This is a genomic window from Streptomyces sp. NPDC093071, from assembly GCF_044754545.1.
Classification (GTDB): Bacteria; Actinomycetota; Actinomycetes; order Streptomycetales; family Streptomycetaceae; genus Streptomyces.
The window spans coordinates 160,618-177,917 of sequence record NZ_JBIVPH010000005.1; the positions used below are offsets into that span (position 1 = coordinate 160,618).

Below are 17,300 nucleotides of genomic sequence, written 5' to 3' on the forward strand. Positions count from 1 at the left end.
GTTTGTCCGAGCAGTCAGCACAGCCGGAGTACCGGATCGAGGATCTCGCCCGTCTCAGCGGGGCCACGGTCCGGACGATCCGCGCCTACCAGGACCGCGGTCTGCTGCCCCGTCCGGAGCGGCGGGGCAGGGCGAACGTCTACGGGGACGCGCACCTCGCGCGGCTCCGGAGGATCGCCGACCTCCTCGACCGGGGCTACACCCTGGCCTCGATCAAGGAGCTCATGGAGGCGTGGGACACCGGCCGGGGGCTCGGCGGGGTGCTCGGCCTGGTCGCGGAGGTCCACGGACCGTGGACGGACGAGGAGGCGGCCCGGATATCGCGCGCGGAGCTGGACGCGCGCTTCGGCGGCACGCCGGACGAGGAGGCCATCCGGGAGGCCGTGGAGCTGGGCGTGCTGGAGCGGATCCCGGACCGGGAGACGGAGGAGTACCTCGTACCGAGCCCCCAGGAGCTGGCGGTGGCGGCCGAGCTGTACGCGGCCGGGGTGCCGCTGACGGCGATCACCGGGCATCTGAAGGAGCTGCGGGGGCAGGTCGAGCACATCGCCTCCCGTTTCCTGGAGTTCACGACCGAGTACGTCTTCGCCCGCTATCTGGGACACCGGCCGCCGACGGACGCGGACGCGGCCGACGCGGCGGCGATGGTGCGACGGCTCAGACCGCTCGCCCAGCAGACGGTGGACGCCGAACTGGCGCGTGCCATGCGCCTGTTCGCCACCCGGCACCTCCAGGTCCACCTGTCGCCGGACGCGCCGCCCGCGCAGGACGACGAGCCGCGCCCGGTGGTCCTCCCCGCCGGGACGGTCCGGGCCGTACAGGGCCTGGTCGGGGCGGAGGGGGTCGCGGCCTTCGTCACGGCGGCCACGGAACGAGAGGTCCACAAGAGGACATTGGACGCACTCACCTCAAGTCACCCCATACAAGGTGAAGTTGGTCAATTGCCCTGAGAGAACAGTCTTGTTGTCCACAGAAAGGCGTCCGATCCTGTGGATAACTCACCCCGGCTGTGGATCAAACCTGTCCACCGGAAATCGTCGGAAATCATTGGCCGGGGCGATCCCGGCTCCGGCATCCTGACCGGATGACCCCACGACCACCCTTGGACGAACGCCGCACGGTGAAGGTCTCCAAGTACCTCTCCAAGCATCTGCGGCACCAGCCCGAGCGCATCGGGCTCGTCCTCGACGCACAGGGCTGGACCGAGATCGACGCACTGCTCCGGGCCGCCGCCGAGCACGGCTTCCCGATCACCCGCGAGGAGCTCGACCACGTCGTCGAGACCAACGACAAGAAGCGCTTCGCCGTCGAGGGAACCCGCATCCGCGCCAGCCAGGGCCACACGGTCCGGGTGGACCTGGACCTGCCCGCCGCCGAACCGCCCGCGTACCTCTACCACGGCACGGTCGCGGACCGGCTCCCCTCGATCCGGGCGGAGGGACTGCGTCCCATGGCCCGCCACCACGTGCACCTCTCCCCCGACCGGGAGACCGCGACGCGGGTCGGCGCCCGTCGGGGCCGACCGGTCGTCCTGAGCGTCGACGCCGGCGCCATGCACCGGGGCGGGCACGTCTTCCACGTCAGCGCCAACGGGGTGTGGCTGACCGACACGGTCCCGCCGGAGTTCCTCCGCCTCCCGTCCTGACCCCCGCCGCCGGAAAGGGGCGCGAGCCGTGAGGCATGATCGTTCGCATGGCCCACCCCCACCTTCCCAGCACCGAGGCGACCGTCACCGCGATCCGTGAGGTCGCCCGGGAGTTCGGCCTGGAGGTGACGGTCACCGACGACATCGGCGCGGACCGGACCTCCCGGCGCACCGCGTCGGACGCGTTCGCCGTCCTCGACCCGGACGGCTCCCTGCCGCACGAGGCCTTCGTCGAACTGGGCGGATCCCCCGTCGTCACCGTCCAGGTCTTCCCCGAGGACGACACCCGGATCACCGTGGAGGGCATCGAGTTCGCGGACGTCCCCCGCGACGCCGTCCCGGCCTTCCTGCGGTCCGTCCACGGCGGCCTCGCCCATGTGAAGGGCCGGTTCTTCCCGCCCGGCTGGTGGCTGGTCGTCCCGCTGCCCGGCGACGAGACGTACAGGGAACTCGTCCCCGGCGCCTCGCTCACGGCGTGGATGAACCGGAACGTTCGCTGACGCCACCGGCCCCGATGCCGTAGAGGGCCGGGGAAGGTCGCAAAGGGCCGGGGAAGGCCGGTGGAGGCCGGCGAGGGCCGCCGGGAACCCCCGCGTGCCGGGCGAATCCGCCGCCGTTCCCGGGGAACACTGGCCGGATGGGAGAGATCCGGGTCGGCACCTGCTCGTGGACGGACAAGGCGCTGGTGTCCAGCGGCTGGTACCCGACGGGACAACGGGACGCGGAGGGCAGGCTCCGGCACTACGCCACGCGGTTCCCGGTGGTGGAGGTGGACTCCACGTACTACGGGCTGCCCAGCACCCGCAACAGCCACCTGTGGGCCGAGCGCACCCCCGAGGGCTTCCGCTTCGACGTGAAGGCGTTCTCGCTGTTCACCGGGCACCCGACCCGGCCGGAGGCGCTGCCCGCCGACCTCCGCCCGGCCTTCCTCCGGCAGCGAAGGGGCCCGGGCGCCGGCATCGGCCCCGGAGAACCCGGAGACCCCGGGCTGCTCGACGAGGTGTGGGAGCGGTACGGCGCGGCCCTCGAACCGCTGCGCGAGGCCGGCCGCCTGGGGACGCTGGTCTTCCAGTTCCCGCACCGGCTCGTACCGGGCAGGCCCGCGGCGGAGTTCCTGCGCCGGTGCCGCGAGCGCGCCGCCGGATGGCCGGTGGCCGTGGAGTTCCGGAACCCCGGCTGGTGGCGCGAGGAGCACGCCGACGCGACGGCCGCCCTCCTCACGGAGCTGGACGCGGCCACCGTGGCCGTGGACATGACGCAGACGCTGCCCACGTCCGTACCGCCGGTCGTCCGGGTCACCTCCCCGGGCCTCGCCCTGGTGCGCTTCCACGGCCGCAACACCGCCTGGGGCACCGGCACCAAGGAGGAGAGGTTCCGCCACGACTACACCCCCGCGGAACTCGCGGAGTGGACGCCGCGCATCCGCGAGCTGGCCGAGCGGGCGCGGGAGGTGCACGTCCTCTTCAACAACTGCTGCGGGGACGCCGCCGTCCGCGCCGCCGAGTCGATGCGGGGGCTGCTCGGCCTCTCGTAGGGTCGTCCCATGCGACTGAGCACTGTGATCCTGCCGATCGACCGCTGGCACGAGGAGGGCCGCCGGAAGTGGCGGCACGCCGAGGAGCTCGGCTTCCACGCCGCGTACACCTACGACCACCTGTCCTGGCGCGCCTTCCGGGACGGTCCGTGGTTCGGCGCGGTGCCCACGCTCACCGCCGCCGCCGCGGTCACCGAGCGGCTCCGCCTCGGCACGCTCGTGACCTCGCCGAACTTCCGGCACCCGGTGACGCTCGCCAAGGACCTGATCACACTGGACGACGTCTCCGGCGGGCGGATCACGCTCGGCATCGGCGCGGGCGGCAACGGCTTCGACGCCACCGCGCTCGGCCAGGAGGCCTGGACGCCCAGGGAGCGGGCGGACCGGTTCGGGGAGTTCGTGCCGCTGCTCGACCGGCTGCTGACCGAGGACGCGGTGACGGAGCGGGGCACGTTCTACGCGGCGGACGAGGCCCGGAACATCCCCGGCTGCGTCCAGCGCCCCCGGCTGCCGTTCGCGGTGGCGGCGACCGGCCCGCGCGGGATGCGGCTGGCCGCCCGGTACGGGCAGGGGTGGGTGACGACCGGCGACCCGAAGCTGTACGAGGACGGGACCCCCGAGCAGTCGGTGGAGGCGCTGCGCGGCCAGATCGAGAAGCTCGGCAAGGCCTGCGTCGAGGCCGGCCGGGACGTGGCTGACCTGGACAAGATCCTGCTCACCGGCTTCACCCCGGACCGGAACCGGCCGCTGGAGTCCGTGGACGCCTTCGTGGACTTCGCCGGGCGCCACCGCGAGCTGGGCTTCACCGAGATCGTGGTCCACTGGCCGATCCCGGACTCCGACTTCGCGGCCGACCAGGCCGTCTTCGAGTCCATCGCCACGGAGGCGCTCGCCCGGCTGGGCTGACGCGCGGGATGCCGCGCCCGGCAGGCCCGCCCGGTCAGGCGCCCCGTCGGACGCGTCTTCGCTCCTGGGTGGGGATCGCCGGGGCGAGGACGGCCGGGGCACCGTCCGGGGCCAGGGCTCCGGCCAGACCGGCCAGGACGTCGCCCACCAGGACCGGGTCGCGCGCGGGCTGGTCCGTCCCGGCCCGCTCGCAGTCCGAGCAGAGGGCCATGCCCAGGCTCGCGACCCACGCCCCGTACGGGGCACCGCAGAAATCGCACTCCGCACTCCGCCGGCCCGCGCCCATGCCCGCCCCCTCCGAGACGCCGTCAGCTCCCTGGAACCTTCCCCGCCATCCGGGAAAACGAACGGATGTTTACGGCCATGTCCGAACGAGCCGGATACGGGCGGTGGTGGCCGACAGCTCCCCTCGGGAACGCCGACAGCTCCCCTCGGGAACCCGGACCAGCCCCTGCGCCCCCCGCCACATCCTCCACGCGCCCCCTGCGCCCCTGTGCTCCCTCCGCCCCCTCCCAAGCCACTCATATGTGCGACTCCCCGCACGCCCGTGCGCGAGGTGCGGAAGAATGGTGCGGTGACCTCTCCCCGTTCTCCGCGACCCCCGCGGTCCCCGCGCCACTCCGCCCCGGCGCCCCGGCTGATCGCCACCGACCTCGACGGCACGCTGCTCCGCGACGACAAGACGGTCTCCGAGCGCACGGTCGCCGCCCTGGCCGCGGCCGAGCGGGCCGGGATCGAGGTCTTCTTCGTCACCGGCCGGCCCGCCCGCTGGATGGACGTCGTCAGCGCGCACGTCCACGGGCACGGCATGGCGATCTGCGCCAACGGCGCCGCCGTCGTCGACCTCCACTCCGGAGGCACCTTCCTGGAGGTCCGCCCGCTGGAGCGGCCGGTCGCCCTCGACGTCGTCGAGGCCCTGCGCGCCGCCGCGCCCGGGACCTCCTTCGCCGTGGAGCTCACCACCGGCATCCACTACGAGCCGCACTACCCGCCCTTCTTCCTCGACCCCGGGGCCACCGTCGCCACCGCCGAGAAGCTCCTCTTCGAGGAGGAGTCCGGAGCGGCGGCCCCCGTGCTCAAGCTGCTCGCCCAGCACCCGGACCTCGACCCCGACGCGTTCCTCGCGTTGGCCAGGGCGGCCGCGGGCGACCGGGCCGCCTTCACCCGGTCCAGCCCCACCGCCCTCGTCGAGATCAGCGGGCTCGGCGTCTCCAAGGCCTCCACCCTCGCCCTGTGCTGCGCCGAGCGCGGCATCACGGCCGAGGAGGTCGTCGCCTTCGGGGACATGCCGAACGACATCGAGATGCTCACCTGGGCGGGCCGCTCGTACGCGATGGGCAACGCCCACCCGGACGTGTTCGCCGCCGCCTCCGGCCGTACGGCCGGAAACAACGAGGACGGCGTGGCCGTCGTCATCGAGCAGCTCGTCGCCGAGGCCCTCGCCGGAACCACGGGCCCGCGCTAGTGCCGCATCAAGCAACGTTCGCCCGGTTGAGCCGCGGGGTGAGGTGGGTTAGCGCCGTTCTGTAGTGCGTAGTCTCGCGATATGCATTCACATCTGCGCTTCGAGAACCCTTCCGCTTTGCCGCATGACGTGGTGGCCGAAACGTTGGAGCGGGCGCTCGGGGACCGGGCGCATGAGTTCGAGGCTGCGACCGTCTTGGTCGGGAGTGCGTTGAACGACGACGATCGAGAGTTCGTGGAGCGCTGGTGCGTGGAGGTCGGGACGCGGGCCGTGTCGGGCAGCCCCCTGCTCGGGCTGGCCGGCCTGTGCTTGGGACATACCGCTCGACGGTTCGGACATCTCAGCGATGAGGCCCTTGCGCTGACGAAGTCGCTGGCGGCGCGTGCTGAAGTGGATCCGACCGACGTGGACGGGCGGGCACTCGACGGCCTTGACGACATCCAGAGCTTCCTGCACCTCTGATGAGGCCGACACGAGAGGGCAAACGTTGCCTGATGCGGCACTAGTCGCGACGGACACCCCCTAGAGCGGCGCCTCCCACACCACCGTCGTCCCTCCGCCGCCGTCCCCGAGCCCCGGCCCGCACCAGCTGGCGCCGCCCAGGGACTCCGCCCGGCGCGCCAGGTTGCGCAGACCGCTGCGCCGCCCGCCCGCCGGGATGCCGACGCCGTCGTCGGCGACCGACAGGCGCACCCCTGCGGAGCCGTCGGGCAGGGTGACGCCCGCGTCGACGACCACCTCGATCCGGCTCGCGTCGGCGTGCCGGAACGCGTTGGAGAGCGCCTCGCGCAGCGCGGCGACGAGGTTCTTGCCGGTCAGCTCGCCGACCGTCGAGTCGATCGCGCCGAGGAAGCGGTGCGCGGGCTTGAAGCCGAGCGGCACGGCCGCCATGTTGATCTCCCGCAGGACCCGGGTGCGCAGTCCCGACGGGGCCTCCGCGGGTCCCTGCTGGAGCGCGAAGATCGCCGTACGGATCTCCTGGATGGTCACGTCCAGCTCGTCCACGGCCTTGCCCACGCCCTCGCGCACGGCCGGCACGATCGACCTGCGCTGGGCGCTCTCCAGCATCATGCCGGCGGCGAAGAGCCGCTGGATGACCAGATCGTGCAGGTCACGGGCGATCCGGTCGCGGTCCTCGTACACGGCGAGGCGCTCCCGGTCGCGCTGCGCGTCGGCCATCATCAGGGCGAGCGCCGCCTGCGAGGCGAACTGGGTGGCGAGCGTCCGCTCCGTCTCCGTGAACGGGCGGCCGTCCCGTACGCGCGGCATGGCGAGCGCCCCGAGGACCCGCCCGCCGCTCTGCAGCGGAAGGATCATGCTCGGCCCGTACATCGAGGTCATCGGGCTGGTCATGCGCGGGTCCGAGGAGGCGTCCTGGACGAAGACCGCCTCGCCCTCGAACAGCTGCTCCACCACGTCGCTCTCGGGCGGGACCACCACGCCCAGCCACTTCGTGGACCGGGGCGAGGAGACCGCGACGACCTCCAGGCCGCCCTCCTCGGCGGGGAGCAGCACGATGCCCGCGTCCGCGTCGGCGAGCCGGCGGGCCTGCTCGGCGACGACCGTGAGGGCGTCGTCGGCGTCGCCGCCGGAGAGCAGGGCGGTGGTGACGGCGACCGAGCCGTCGATCCACCGTTCGCGCTGCCGGGCGGCCTCGTACAGGCGGGCGTTGCCGATGGCGATGCCCGCCTCGGTGGCGAGCACCCGGACCATGTGCACGTCGTAGTCGTTGAAGTCGTCCGCGCCGCGCTTCTCCGCGAGGTACAGGTTTCCGAAGATCTCGCCCTGGACCCGGATGGGGACGCCCAGGAAGGACCGCATCGGCGGGTGCCCGGGCGGGAAGCCCGCCGCGCGTGGGTCCTTCGAGAGGTCGGCGAGACGAATGGTCTGCGGGTCGCGGATCAGCGCACCGAGCAGCCCCGCGTGGCCGTCGGGACGGCGTCCGATCCGGCGGGCCGTGTCCTCGTCGACGCCGAAGGTGACGAAGTCGGAGAGGCCGTCGCCCTCGTCGTCGACGACGCCGATCGCCGCGTACCGGGCGCCGGCGAGTTCGGCGGCGGTCTCGCAGATGCGGTCGAGGGTGGAGTGGAGTTCGAGCCCGGTGCCGACCGAGCGCATGGCCTCCAGGAGCTGCGGTACGCGGGCGGTGAGCTCCGTGGAGAGCCCCTGGAGGCTGCGGGTGGCCCGGGTGGCGGCTTCCAGGGGGTCCGGGGCGTCGGACTCGGCGGCGGTCATGGCTTGAGCCTAGTAAGTCCTATTTAGCGAGAAAAGTCAGCTGCTCCGGTCGTCGTGGTGACGGCGAGCGGATCGGTCGCCCTCTCCTGCTCCAGCATCCGGCGCAGCGGTCCGTCCTCCGCCGCGAGCTCGGCGTACGGGCCGCGCTGCACGGTCCGGCCCGCGTCCAGGACGAGCACCTCGTCGACGGCGTCGAGGCCGTGCAGCCGGTGGGTGATGAGGACGGTGGTGCGGCCCTCGGTGGCCCGCAGCAGGTCGTCGGTGAGCGCGTCGGCGGTGGCGAGGTCCAGGTGCTCGGCCGGCTCGTCGAGGACGAGGACCGGGAAATCGGCCAGGAGGGCCCGCGCGAGCGCGAGCCGCTGGCGCTGGCCTCCGGAGAGCCGCGCGCCGTGTTCGCCCACGAGGGTGTCGAGCCCGTCGGGCAGCCCGTCGACCCAGTCGAGCAGCCGGGCCCGGCGCAGCGCCTCGCGCAGCTCCCCGTCGTCCGCGCCGACCTTGGCGAGCCGCAGGTTCTCGCGGACGGAGCTGTCGAAGAGGTGCGCGTCCTGGGCGCACAGGCCGACCAGGCGCCGGACCGCGTCCCCGTCCAGTTCCCAGGCGGGGACGCCGCCGAGCCGGTACGTGCCGTGCTCCACGTCCAGGAACCGCAGCAGCACCTGGGCGAGCGTCGTCTTGCCGGAGCCGGAGGCGCCGACGACGGCGACCCGCCGCCCGGCCTCCAGGGTGAGCCCGAAGCCGGTGAGCGCCGGACGCTCCTGCCCGGCGTACCGGGCGGAGAGCCCGGACAGTTCGAGGGGGAACGGACCCACCGGGGGAGCGGCGGGCGTCCTCGGCTCCCGTACGGGCACGGGGGCGTCGAGCACCTCGAAGACCCGCTCGGCGCTGTGCTTGACGCGCTGCCGGTACTGGACGGCGAGCGGAAGCCCGGTCACGGCCTCGAAGGCGGCCAGCGGGGTCAGGACGATCACGGCGAGCGACACCCCGTCGAGCCGCCCCTCCCGTACGGCCTGGACGCCGACGAGCGCGGCGGCCGCGACCGTCAGGCCGCAGACCAGGGCGGAGAGCCCGGCCCCGAGGGCGGTGGCGGCGGCCTGCCGGGAGGCGATGCCGGTGAGGGCGCCGTCGGCCTCCCGCGCCCTTTCGGTACGGCTCCGCAGCGCACCGGCCACCGTCAGCTCGGCGCAGCCGCGCAGCAGGTCGGCCACGGCGGTCGCCAGGGCGCCGCGCGCGGGGGCGAGCCGCCGTTCGGCCCGGCGGGCGAGGGCCCCGCCGACCGCCGGTACGGCGATTCCCGCGACCAGCAGGCCCACGGCGAGGACGGCACCGGCCTCGGGGAGCAGCCAGGCGGTGAACCCGGCGGCCCCGACGCCCACGACGAGCGCGGCGCCCACCGGGAGCAGCGAGCGCAGCCAGTAGTCCTGGAGCGCGTCGACGTCCTGGACGAGCCGGGAGAGCAGGTCGCCGCGCCGGGTGCGGCCGAGGCCGGCCGGGGCGATCCGCTCCAGCCGCCGGTAGACGGAGACCCGCAGGTCGGCGAGCATCCGCAGGACGGCGTCGTGGGAGACGAGCCGCTCGGCGTACCGGAAGACGGCCCGGCCGATGCCGAAGGCGCGCGTGGCGGTGACCGCCATCATCAGGTGGAGGACGGGGGGCTGTTCGGAGGCCCGGGAGATGAGCCAGCCGGAGACGGCCATGAGCCCGACGGCGGAGCCGAGGGCGAGGCTTCCGAGCAGCAGCGCGAGCACCATCCGCCCCTTGAGCTCCCCGGCCATGTCCCGGACCCGCCGGAGCACGCCGCGCGGGGCCGCGAACGCCCCGGAACCCCCGGGGGCCGACGCCTCGCCGTCGGGCGCGGCGGCCACGGTCGCCACTCCGGACCAGACCGCCGCGTCGACGGCACCGGATCCGGCGTCCCGGGAGGCGTCCCGACCGGAGCCCTTGGAGGCGTCCCGACCGGCGTCCCGGGAGGCGCCGACCGGACCCGCCCCGGCGGTTTCCGTACGCCCGGCGGGCACCACCGGCCCGGCGACACCCGCGCCACCGACCGAAACGGGCGCCCGATCCGTACCGACGCCACCGACCGAAACCGGCGCCCCATCCGTACCGGCGCCGTCGACCGAAACCGACGCCCCACCCACACCGGCGCCACCGGCCGGGCCCGCCCCGCCGCCCGCTCCGGTATCCGTTCCCAGGCTCACCACCCGGTCCGCCACCGCGAGCAGCGCCGGGCGGTGGACCACGAGCAGGACCGTCCGGCCGGCCGCGAGGCGCCGGACCGCGTCGACCACGCCCGCCTCCGTCTCGCCGTCGAGCGCGGCCGTGGGCTCGTCGAGCAGCAGCAGGGGCCGGTCGGCCAGGAACGCGCGGGCGAGCGCGAGCCGTTGCCGCTGCCCCGCCGAGAGCCCGGCGCCGTCCTCGCCGAGCGGGGTGTCGAGCCCGCCGGGCAGCTCCGCGACGAACCCGTCGGCGCCCGCGTCCCGCAGGGCCTCCCGTACCGCCTCGTCGGAGGCGTCCGGGCGGGCGAGCCGTACGTTCTCGGCGATCGTCCCCGCGAAGAGGTACGGGCGCTGCGGCACCCAGGCGATCCGCGACCGCCAGGCCTCCAGGTCGAGCCCCGCGAGGTCCTCGCCGCCGACCCGGACGGTGCCGCCCGGCTCCGGGGCCGTGAACCCGAGGACCACGTCGAGCAGCGTCGACTTGCCCGAGCCGCTCGGCCCGACCAGGGCCACCGTCTCGCCCGGCTCGACCGTCAGCGTCGTCGCGTCGAGCGACGGTTCGGCACGCCCCGCGTGGCGGACCGTCACGGTGTCCAGTTCGAGGCGCACGGAGTCCGGGACCGCGCCCGTCCCCCCGTTCCGTACCGGCTGCTCCAGGACGTCGAAGATCTCCTCCGCCGCCGCGAGTCCCTCCGCCGCCGCGTGGTACTGCGCCCCCACCTGCCGCAGCGGGAGGTACGCCTCGGGCGCCAGGATCAGGATGACGAGCCCGGTGTAGAGGTCGAGGTCGCCGTGGACGAGCCTCATGCCGATGGTCACGGCGACGAGGGCGACGGACAGGGTGGCGAGCAGTTCGAGCGCGAAGGAGGAGAGGAAGGCGATCCGCAGCGTGCGCATGGTCGCCTGCCGGTACGCGGAGGTGATCGCACGGATCGACTCGGCCTGGGCCTTCGCCCGGCCGAAGACCTTGAGGGTGGGAAGGCCGGCCACCACGTCCAGGAAGTGACCGGAGAGCCGCGAGAGCAGCTTCCACTGCCGGTCCATCCGGGCCTGGGTGTACCAGCCGATGAGGATCATGAAGAGCGGGATGAGCGGCAGCGTGACGACGATGATCGCCGCCGAGACCCAGTCCTCGGTGACGATCCGGGCCAGGACCGCCACCGGTACGACCACCGCGAGGCCCAACTGGGGCAGGTAGCGGGCGAAGTAGTCGTCGAGCGCGTCCACGCCCCGCGTCGCGAGGGCGATCAGCGAGCCGGTCCGCTGCCCGCCGAGCCATCCCGGTCCGAGCGCGGCGGCGCGGACGAGGAGCCGCCCCCGCAGTTCGGACTTGACCGCCGCGCTCGCCCGGTGGGCGGCGAGTTCGGTCAGCCAGGAGACCAGCCCCCGCGCCACCGCCACTCCGGCAAGCAGCAGCAGGGGCGTGGTCAGGGCGGAAACCGACCGGCCCTCCTTGAAGGACCCCACCACGATCTCGGCGAGGAGCATCGCCTGGGCGACGACCAGCGCCGCCCCGGCGAGGCCGAGCACGACCACCGCGATCAGGAAGACACGGGTGGCCCGGGCGTACCGGAGCAGACGCGGGTCGATCGGTTTCACGTGAAACATGCCCCTCTCTGAGCGCCGACCGGCCCTAGTGGGCGCTGTCGGCGATGTGCTGCGTACCGATCCGCTTGCGGAACACCCAGTAGGTCCAGCTCTGGTAGAGCAGCACCAGCGGGGTCGCGATCCCGGCGCACCACGTCATGATCTTGAGTGTGTACGGGCTCGACGACGCGTTCGTCACGGTGAGGCTCCACTCGGGGTTGAGCGAAGACGGCATGACGTCCGGGAAGAGCGCCAGGAAGAGCATCGCCACCGAGGCGGCGATCGTGACGCCCGAGAGCGCGAACGACCAGCCCTCGCGTCCCGCCTTGATGGCGACGATCGCGCCGACCAGCGCCACCGCCGCGACCACCATCGCCACGAAGCTGGCGGCGTCGCCCGTGTGGGCCTGGGTCCAGATCAGGAAGACGAGCGCGAGCACCGCCGTGACCAGGCCCAGCTTGAGCGCGAGCGCCCGGGCCCGTACCCGGATGTCACCGTCCGTCTTGAGCGAGGCGAAGACCGCGCCGTGGAAGGTGAAGAGGGTGAGCGTGACCAGTCCGCCGAGGAGCGCGTACGGGTTGAGCAGGTCGAAGAAGGTGCCCACGTACTCCATGTCCGCGTCGATCTTCACGCCCCGGACGATGTTGCCGAAGGCCACGCCCCAGAGGAACGCGGGGAGCAGCGAGGTCCAGAAGATGGCCTGCTCCCAGTTGCGCTGCCAGTTCTCCTCGGGCCGCTTCGCCCGGTACTCGAAGGCCACGCCCCGGATGATCAGGCAGACCAGGATGAGCAGCAGCGGCAGGTAGAAGCCGGAGAACAGCGTCGCGTACCACTCGGGGAAGGCGGCGAAGGTGGCGCCGCCGGCGGTGAGCAGCCACACCTCGTTGCCGTCCCAGACGGGTCCGATGGTGTTGATGAGGACCCGCTTCTCGGGCCGGTCCCGGGCGAGCAGCTTGGTCAGGATGCCGATCCCGAAGTCGAAGCCCTCCAGGAAGAAGTAGCCGATCCAGAGGACGGCGATGAGTACGAACCAGACGTCGTGAAGTTCCATGCCTCGGTCTCCTGAGCCTCAGTACGAGAAGGCCATGGGCCGGTCGGGGTCACGGGTGTCCCCGCCGATCTTGGTGGGCGGGTTGAGGTCGTCGTCGGTCAGCTCGGGCGGGCCCGCCTTGACGTACTTGACGAGGAGCTTGACCTCGATGACCGCGAGGACGGCGTAGAGCAGGGTGAAGCCGATCATCGAGGTGAGGACCTCGGCCTGGGAGACACCGGGGGAGACCGCGTCCCGGGTGCGCAGCACGCCGTAGACGACCCAGGGCTGACGGCCCATCTCGGTGAAGATCCAGCCCCAGGAGTTGGCGATCAGCGGGAAGAGCATCGTCCAGAGCGCGACGATCCAGTACCACCTGCCGATGTGGGGGCTGAGGGCCTTGTTCTTGAAGAGGACCAGGTTCGGCACCTCGTCCTCGCCGGTCCGCAGCCCCGGGGCCAGCATGAACTTCTTCCGGGTCAGCCAGAGGCCGATGATCCCCAGCGTCAGGGAGGCCATGCCGAAGCCGATCATCCAGCGGAAGCCCCAGTAGGCGACGGGGATGTTGGGCCGGTAGTCGCCGGGGCCGTACTTCTCCTGCTCGGCCTTGTTGATGTCGTTGATGCCGGGGACGTACGAGGTGAAGTCGTCGTTCGCGAGGAAGGAGAGCAGGCCGGGGATCTCGATGGCGACCTTGTTGTGGCCCTCGTCGACGTCGCCGTAGGCGAAGATCGAGAAGGGGGCGGGCGCCTCGCCGTCCCAGAGCGCCTCGGCGGCGGCCATCTTCATCGGCTGCTGCTTGAACATGACCTTGCCGAGCAGGTCGCCGCTGATGGCGGTGCCGAGGCCGGCGATGATCAGGGTGACCAGGCCGAGCCGCAGCGAGGTCCGCATCACGGGGATGTGCTTCTTGCGGGCCAGGTGGAAGGCGGAGATGCCGACCATGAACGCGCCGCCGACCAGGAAGGCCGCCGTGATGGTGTGGAAGAACTGGGTGAGGGCCGTGTTCTGGGTGAGCACGAGCCAGAAGTCGGTGAGCTCCGCCCGGCCGCGCTCCTCGTTGATGCGGTAGCCCACCGGGTGCTGCATCCAGGAGTTGGCCGCCAGGATGAAGTACGCGGAGAGGACGGTGCCGATCGAGACCATCCACATGCAGGCGAGGTGGATCTTCTTCGGCAGCTTGTCCCAGCCGAAGATCCACAGGCCGATGAAGGTCGACTCGAAGAAGAAGGCGATGAGCGCCTCGAACGCGAGCGGGGCGCCGAAGATGTCCCCGACGAAGCGCGAGTAGTCGGACCAGTTCATGCCGAACTGGAACTCCTGCACGATGCCGGTGACGACGCCCATGGCGATGTTGATCAGGAAGAGCTTGCCCCAGAACTTCGTCGCCCTGAGGTACTTCTCGTTCTCCGTCCGCACCCAGGCGGTCTGGAGGCCTGCCGTGAGCGCCGCGAGGGAGATCGTCAGCGGGACGAAGAGGAAGTGGTAGACGGTGGTGATGCCGAACTGCCAGCGCGCGAGGGTCTCTGGCGCAAGAGCGAGGTCCACGTCGTTTTCTCCTTACATCGCCGTGGTCACATCGGCAGGTTGCCCTGACCATCCCCCCGATAGCGGGACGAACCGGGGCACGCTTGTGAACGCGTTCACATTCACAAGCATTATGGCTCATATGAAATCCGTACTTGTCTTCGGGGGCCCTTTCCGGGACGTCTCTTTCCTCACACGCCGACGGCCCCCGCGAGCGGCTGCTCGCGGGGGCCGTCGGAACACGCCTCGGTGGGGCTCAGAGCTCCTTGCGGAAGCCCTCCGCCGCCTGGAGGAACAGGTCGTTCGCCTCGCCCTCGCCGATCGTGACGCGCACGCCCTCGCCGGCGAACGGGCGCACCACGACGCCGTGCCGCTCGCACGCCGCCGCGAAGTCCGCCGTCCGCTCGCCGAGCCGCAGCCAGACGAAGTTCGCCTGGGTGTCCGGCACGGTCCAGCCCTGGTCCACCAGGGCCGTGCGGACCCGCTCGCGCTCGGACACCAGCGCGCCGACCCGGCCGAGCAGCTCGTCCTCGGCCCGCAGCGAGGCCACCGCCGCGTCCTGCGCCAGCTGGCTCACGCCGAACGGCACCGCCGTCTTGCGCAGCGCCGCCGCCACCGGCTCGTGGGCGACCGCGAAGCCGACCCGCAGCCCGGCCAGTCCGTACGCCTTGGAGAAGGTGCGCAGCACGGCGACGTTGGGCCGGTCGCGGTACAGCTCGATGCCGTCCGGGATCTCGAGGTCGCGCACGAACTCCTTGTACGCCTCGTCGAGCACGACCAGGACGTCGGAGGGCACCCGGTCGAGGAAGCGCTCCAGCTCGGCCCGGCGCACCGCGGTGCCCGTGGGGTTGTTGGGGTTGCAGACGAAGATCAGCCGGGTCCGGTCGGTGATCGCCCCGGCCATCGCGTCGAGGTCGTGCACCTCGCCGTCGGTCAGCGGCACCTGCACCGAGGTGGCCCCGCTGATCTGCGTGATGATCGGGTACGCCTCGAAGGAGCGCCAGGCGTAGATCACCTCGTCGCCCGGGCCCGAGGTCGCCTGGAGCAGCGACTGCGCGACCCCGACCGAGCCGGTGCCCGTGGCCAGGTGCGAGACGGGCACGCCGAAGCGCTCCGCCAGCTCCTGCGTCAGGGCGGTGCAGGCCATGTCCGGGTACCGGTTGAAGGTGTCGGCGCCGGCCACCACGCTCTCCAGGACGCCCGGGAGCGGCGGGTAGGGGTTCTCGTTGGAGGACAGCTTGAAGGCCACGGGTCCGCCCGCGGCGGCCGGCTTGCCCGGCTTGTAGGTGGGGACGCCGTCCAGCTCGGCGCGCAGCCTGGGGCTGCCGGTCCTCGTCCCGCTGGTCTCGCTCACAGTGTGGCCTCCTCGACCGTCCGTACCGCCAATACTGCTCACCTTAAGAGGATTCGCTCCCGCTGCGAATGGGCCGCGGACAACAGGAGGGACACGGCGCTCCGCCGGCTCCTCCGCCAACTCCTCCACCGGCTCCTCGGTCGGCTCCTCCGCCGGTCCCTCGGTCGGTCCGGAGGGTGGGGGCGCGCGGACGGGTGGCGCGCGCCGGTGGCGAGCGCCGTGGCGCGCATCCCCCGTAGAGGTGAGTTGAGACCTCTTCGAGACTTCGCCCCTTCGCCAGGCCCACACCGCCTGTCAACACCAAGTCATAGGCGCGGACCTGCAACTACCTTTGGTCCAAGCCCATTTCACGCTTTTCGATCATGCAGAAACGTGCCTGTCAACGTCTGCATATGCGTCCGTACCGACCGCCCCTCATCGCCCTACTATCGGCTCGCCATGACAGCAGCAGGGAAGCACCAGGTGAGCCGGGCACAGACCCGGGGAAGCCGGCAGGGCCGGGCGGGCATCCGGGACGTGGCCGCCGCCGCCGGGGTCTCCATCACGACTGTCTCCGACGCGCTCAACGGGAAGGGCCGGCTCCCCGACGCCACCCGCCGCCACGTCCGCGAGGTCGCCGACCGGTTGGGCTACCGCCCGTCCGCGGCGGCCCGCACGCTCCGCACCGGCAAGTCGGGACTCATCGGCCTGACCGTGACCACGTACGGGGATGAACCTTTCACCTTCACCGAATTCGCGTACTTCGCGGAGATGGCCAGGGCGGCCACATCGGCCGCGCTCGCCCGGGGCTATGCCCTGGTCATCCTCCCCGCCACCTCCCGCCATGACGTCTGGTCGAACGTCGCCCTCGACGGCACCGTCGTCATCGACCCCTCCGACCACGACCCCGTCGTCACCGAACTGGTCCGTCAGGGCCTGCCCGTCGTCTCCGACGGACGCCCCGCCGGCACCCTCCCGGTCACCGCCTGGGTCGACAACGACCACGAAGCCGCCGTCCTCGACCTGCTCGACCACCTCGCCGACGCCGGCGCCCGCCGCATCGGCCTCCTCACCGGCACCAGCACGGACACCTACACCCGCCTGTCCACCACCGCCTACCTCAACTGGTGCGCGCGGGTGGGCCAGGACCCCGTCTACGAGGCCTATCCGGCGCACGATCCGTGCGCGGGCGCCGTCGCGGCCGACCGGCTGCTCGCCCGCCCGGACCGGCCCGACGCCGTGTACGGCCTCTTCGACCCCAACGGAACCGACCTCCTCGCGGCCGCGCGCCGCTACGGACTGCGCGTCCCGGACGACCTCCTGCTGGTCTGCTGCAGCGAGTCGGCCGGGTACGCCACCACCGAACCGCCCCTCACGACGCTCTCGCTCAAACCGCGCCGGATCGGCACGGCCGTCGTCCAGCTCCTCATCGACGCCATCGAGGGGGTCGAGACCGACGGACCGGTCGAGCAGGTGATACCGACCGAACTCATCGTCCGCACCTCCTCGCAGCGCCGCCCGCCCCGCACGACGGTCAGCCCGCCGCGCTCACCCGCGAAGGACTGACACGAAGGGCTGGCACGGAGAACCGCGGCGACCGGGCACGGAGGACCGCGGCGAAGGGCCGGCTCTCCAAAAAGGAACGCCTTCGAACACGCCGTTCTCGTCCCTGCCCACGGGCGAGAACGGCGAAACCGATCACCGCACCGGCCCCAACCCTGGACTGGACCTTCCCAATTCGGGCGAAACGACCGGTGAACCCGGAGTGGACCCGGATTCACCACCCCTGGTGCGTCACACAGGAGGACGCTCATTCCTATGA

Annotated in this window: 14 protein-coding genes; 8 read left to right on the top strand and 6 right to left on the bottom strand. The window is 72.3% G+C overall.

From position 1 onward, the window contains the following. Positions 1 to 2: 2 nt before the first annotated feature. The 5 genes from ACIQD7_RS21525 (at position 3) to ACIQD7_RS21545 (ending at position 4,085) form a co-directional block, all read left to right on the top strand. On the top strand, positions 3 to 950 hold the full coding sequence (locus tag ACIQD7_RS21525; RefSeq protein ID WP_402443478.1) for a MerR family transcriptional regulator: 948 nt from the start codon (positions 3 to 5) through the stop codon (positions 948 to 950). Between the two features lie 152 nt (positions 951 to 1,102). After that, positions 1,103 to 1,645 (top strand): RNA 2'-phosphotransferase, encoded by a 543-nt coding sequence (locus ACIQD7_RS21530; RefSeq protein ID WP_402443790.1) that lies wholly within the window; start codon positions 1,103 to 1,105, stop codon positions 1,643 to 1,645. Between the two features lie 47 nt (positions 1,646 to 1,692). Beyond that, complete coding sequence (locus tag ACIQD7_RS21535) at positions 1,693 to 2,145, top strand: hypothetical protein (protein WP_402443480.1); 453 nt, start codon at positions 1,693 to 1,695, stop codon at positions 2,143 to 2,145. A gap of 137 nt (positions 2,146 to 2,282) precedes the next feature. Further along, positions 2,283 to 3,179 carry a DUF72 domain-containing protein gene (locus ACIQD7_RS21540; RefSeq protein ID WP_402443482.1) on the top strand — a complete coding sequence of 299 codons (897 nt, stop codon included), beginning with the start codon at positions 2,283 to 2,285 and terminating at the stop codon, positions 3,177 to 3,179. Between the two features lie 9 nt (positions 3,180 to 3,188). Further along, complete coding sequence (locus ACIQD7_RS21545; protein WP_402443484.1) at positions 3,189 to 4,085, top strand: LLM class flavin-dependent oxidoreductase; 897 nt, start codon at positions 3,189 to 3,191, stop codon at positions 4,083 to 4,085. Between the two features lie 34 nt (positions 4,086 to 4,119). Here the strand turns inward: ACIQD7_RS21545 and ACIQD7_RS21550 are convergent, their stop codons facing one another. Further along, positions 4,120 to 4,296 (bottom strand): hypothetical protein, encoded by a 177-nt coding sequence (locus ACIQD7_RS21550; protein ID WP_402443486.1) that lies wholly within the window; start codon positions 4,294 to 4,296, stop codon positions 4,120 to 4,122. A 363-nt stretch (positions 4,297 to 4,659) separates the two neighbouring features. Here ACIQD7_RS21550 and ACIQD7_RS21555 point away from each other — a divergent pair, with 363 nt between their 5' ends. After that, on the top strand, positions 4,660 to 5,550 hold the full coding sequence (locus ACIQD7_RS21555) for an HAD family hydrolase (protein WP_402443488.1): 891 nt from the start codon (positions 4,660 to 4,662) through the stop codon (positions 5,548 to 5,550). An 81-nt stretch (positions 5,551 to 5,631) separates the two neighbouring features. Further along, positions 5,632 to 6,012, top strand: a complete 381-nt coding sequence (locus ACIQD7_RS21560) for a hypothetical protein (RefSeq protein ID WP_402443490.1) — start codon at positions 5,632 to 5,634, stop codon at positions 6,010 to 6,012. 60 nt (positions 6,013 to 6,072) lie between these two features. On the opposite strand, the gene ACIQD7_RS21565 is transcribed toward ACIQD7_RS21560, so the two are convergent. The 5 genes from ACIQD7_RS21565 to hisC all read right to left on the bottom strand — a co-directional run bounded on the left by ACIQD7_RS21565 (position 6,073) and on the right by hisC (position 15,499). Continuing rightward, the gene (locus ACIQD7_RS21565) at positions 6,073 to 7,785 is read right to left on the bottom strand and encodes a GAF domain-containing sensor histidine kinase (RefSeq protein WP_402443492.1); all 1,713 of its coding nucleotides are present in this window, start codon (positions 7,783 to 7,785) and stop codon (positions 6,073 to 6,075) included. A 23-nt stretch (positions 7,786 to 7,808) separates the two neighbouring features. Beyond that, entirely contained in the window at positions 7,809 to 11,600 is a 3,792-nt protein-coding gene (gene cydD / locus ACIQD7_RS21570; protein WP_402443494.1) for a thiol reductant ABC exporter subunit CydD, read from the bottom strand. A 34-nt stretch (positions 11,601 to 11,634) separates the two neighbouring features. Continuing rightward, positions 11,635 to 12,639 (bottom strand): cytochrome d ubiquinol oxidase subunit II, encoded by a 1,005-nt coding sequence (gene cydB / locus ACIQD7_RS21575; protein WP_161372282.1) that lies wholly within the window; start codon positions 12,637 to 12,639, stop codon positions 11,635 to 11,637. Between the two features lie 18 nt (positions 12,640 to 12,657). After that, on the bottom strand, positions 12,658 to 14,166 hold the full coding sequence (locus ACIQD7_RS21580) for a cytochrome ubiquinol oxidase subunit I (RefSeq protein WP_161372283.1): 1,509 nt from the start codon (positions 14,164 to 14,166) through the stop codon (positions 12,658 to 12,660). A 235-nt stretch (positions 14,167 to 14,401) separates the two neighbouring features. Next, complete coding sequence (gene hisC, locus ACIQD7_RS21585; protein WP_402443497.1) at positions 14,402 to 15,499, bottom strand: histidinol-phosphate transaminase; 1,098 nt, start codon at positions 15,497 to 15,499, stop codon at positions 14,402 to 14,404. Between the two features lie 438 nt (positions 15,500 to 15,937). On the opposite strand from hisC, the gene ACIQD7_RS21590 reads away from it, so the two are divergent. Further along, a complete protein-coding gene (locus ACIQD7_RS21590) occupies positions 15,938 to 17,044 on the top strand; it encodes a LacI family DNA-binding transcriptional regulator (RefSeq protein WP_121828919.1) in 1,107 nt (368 codons plus the stop codon). Positions 17,045 to 17,300 lie beyond the last annotated feature (256 nt).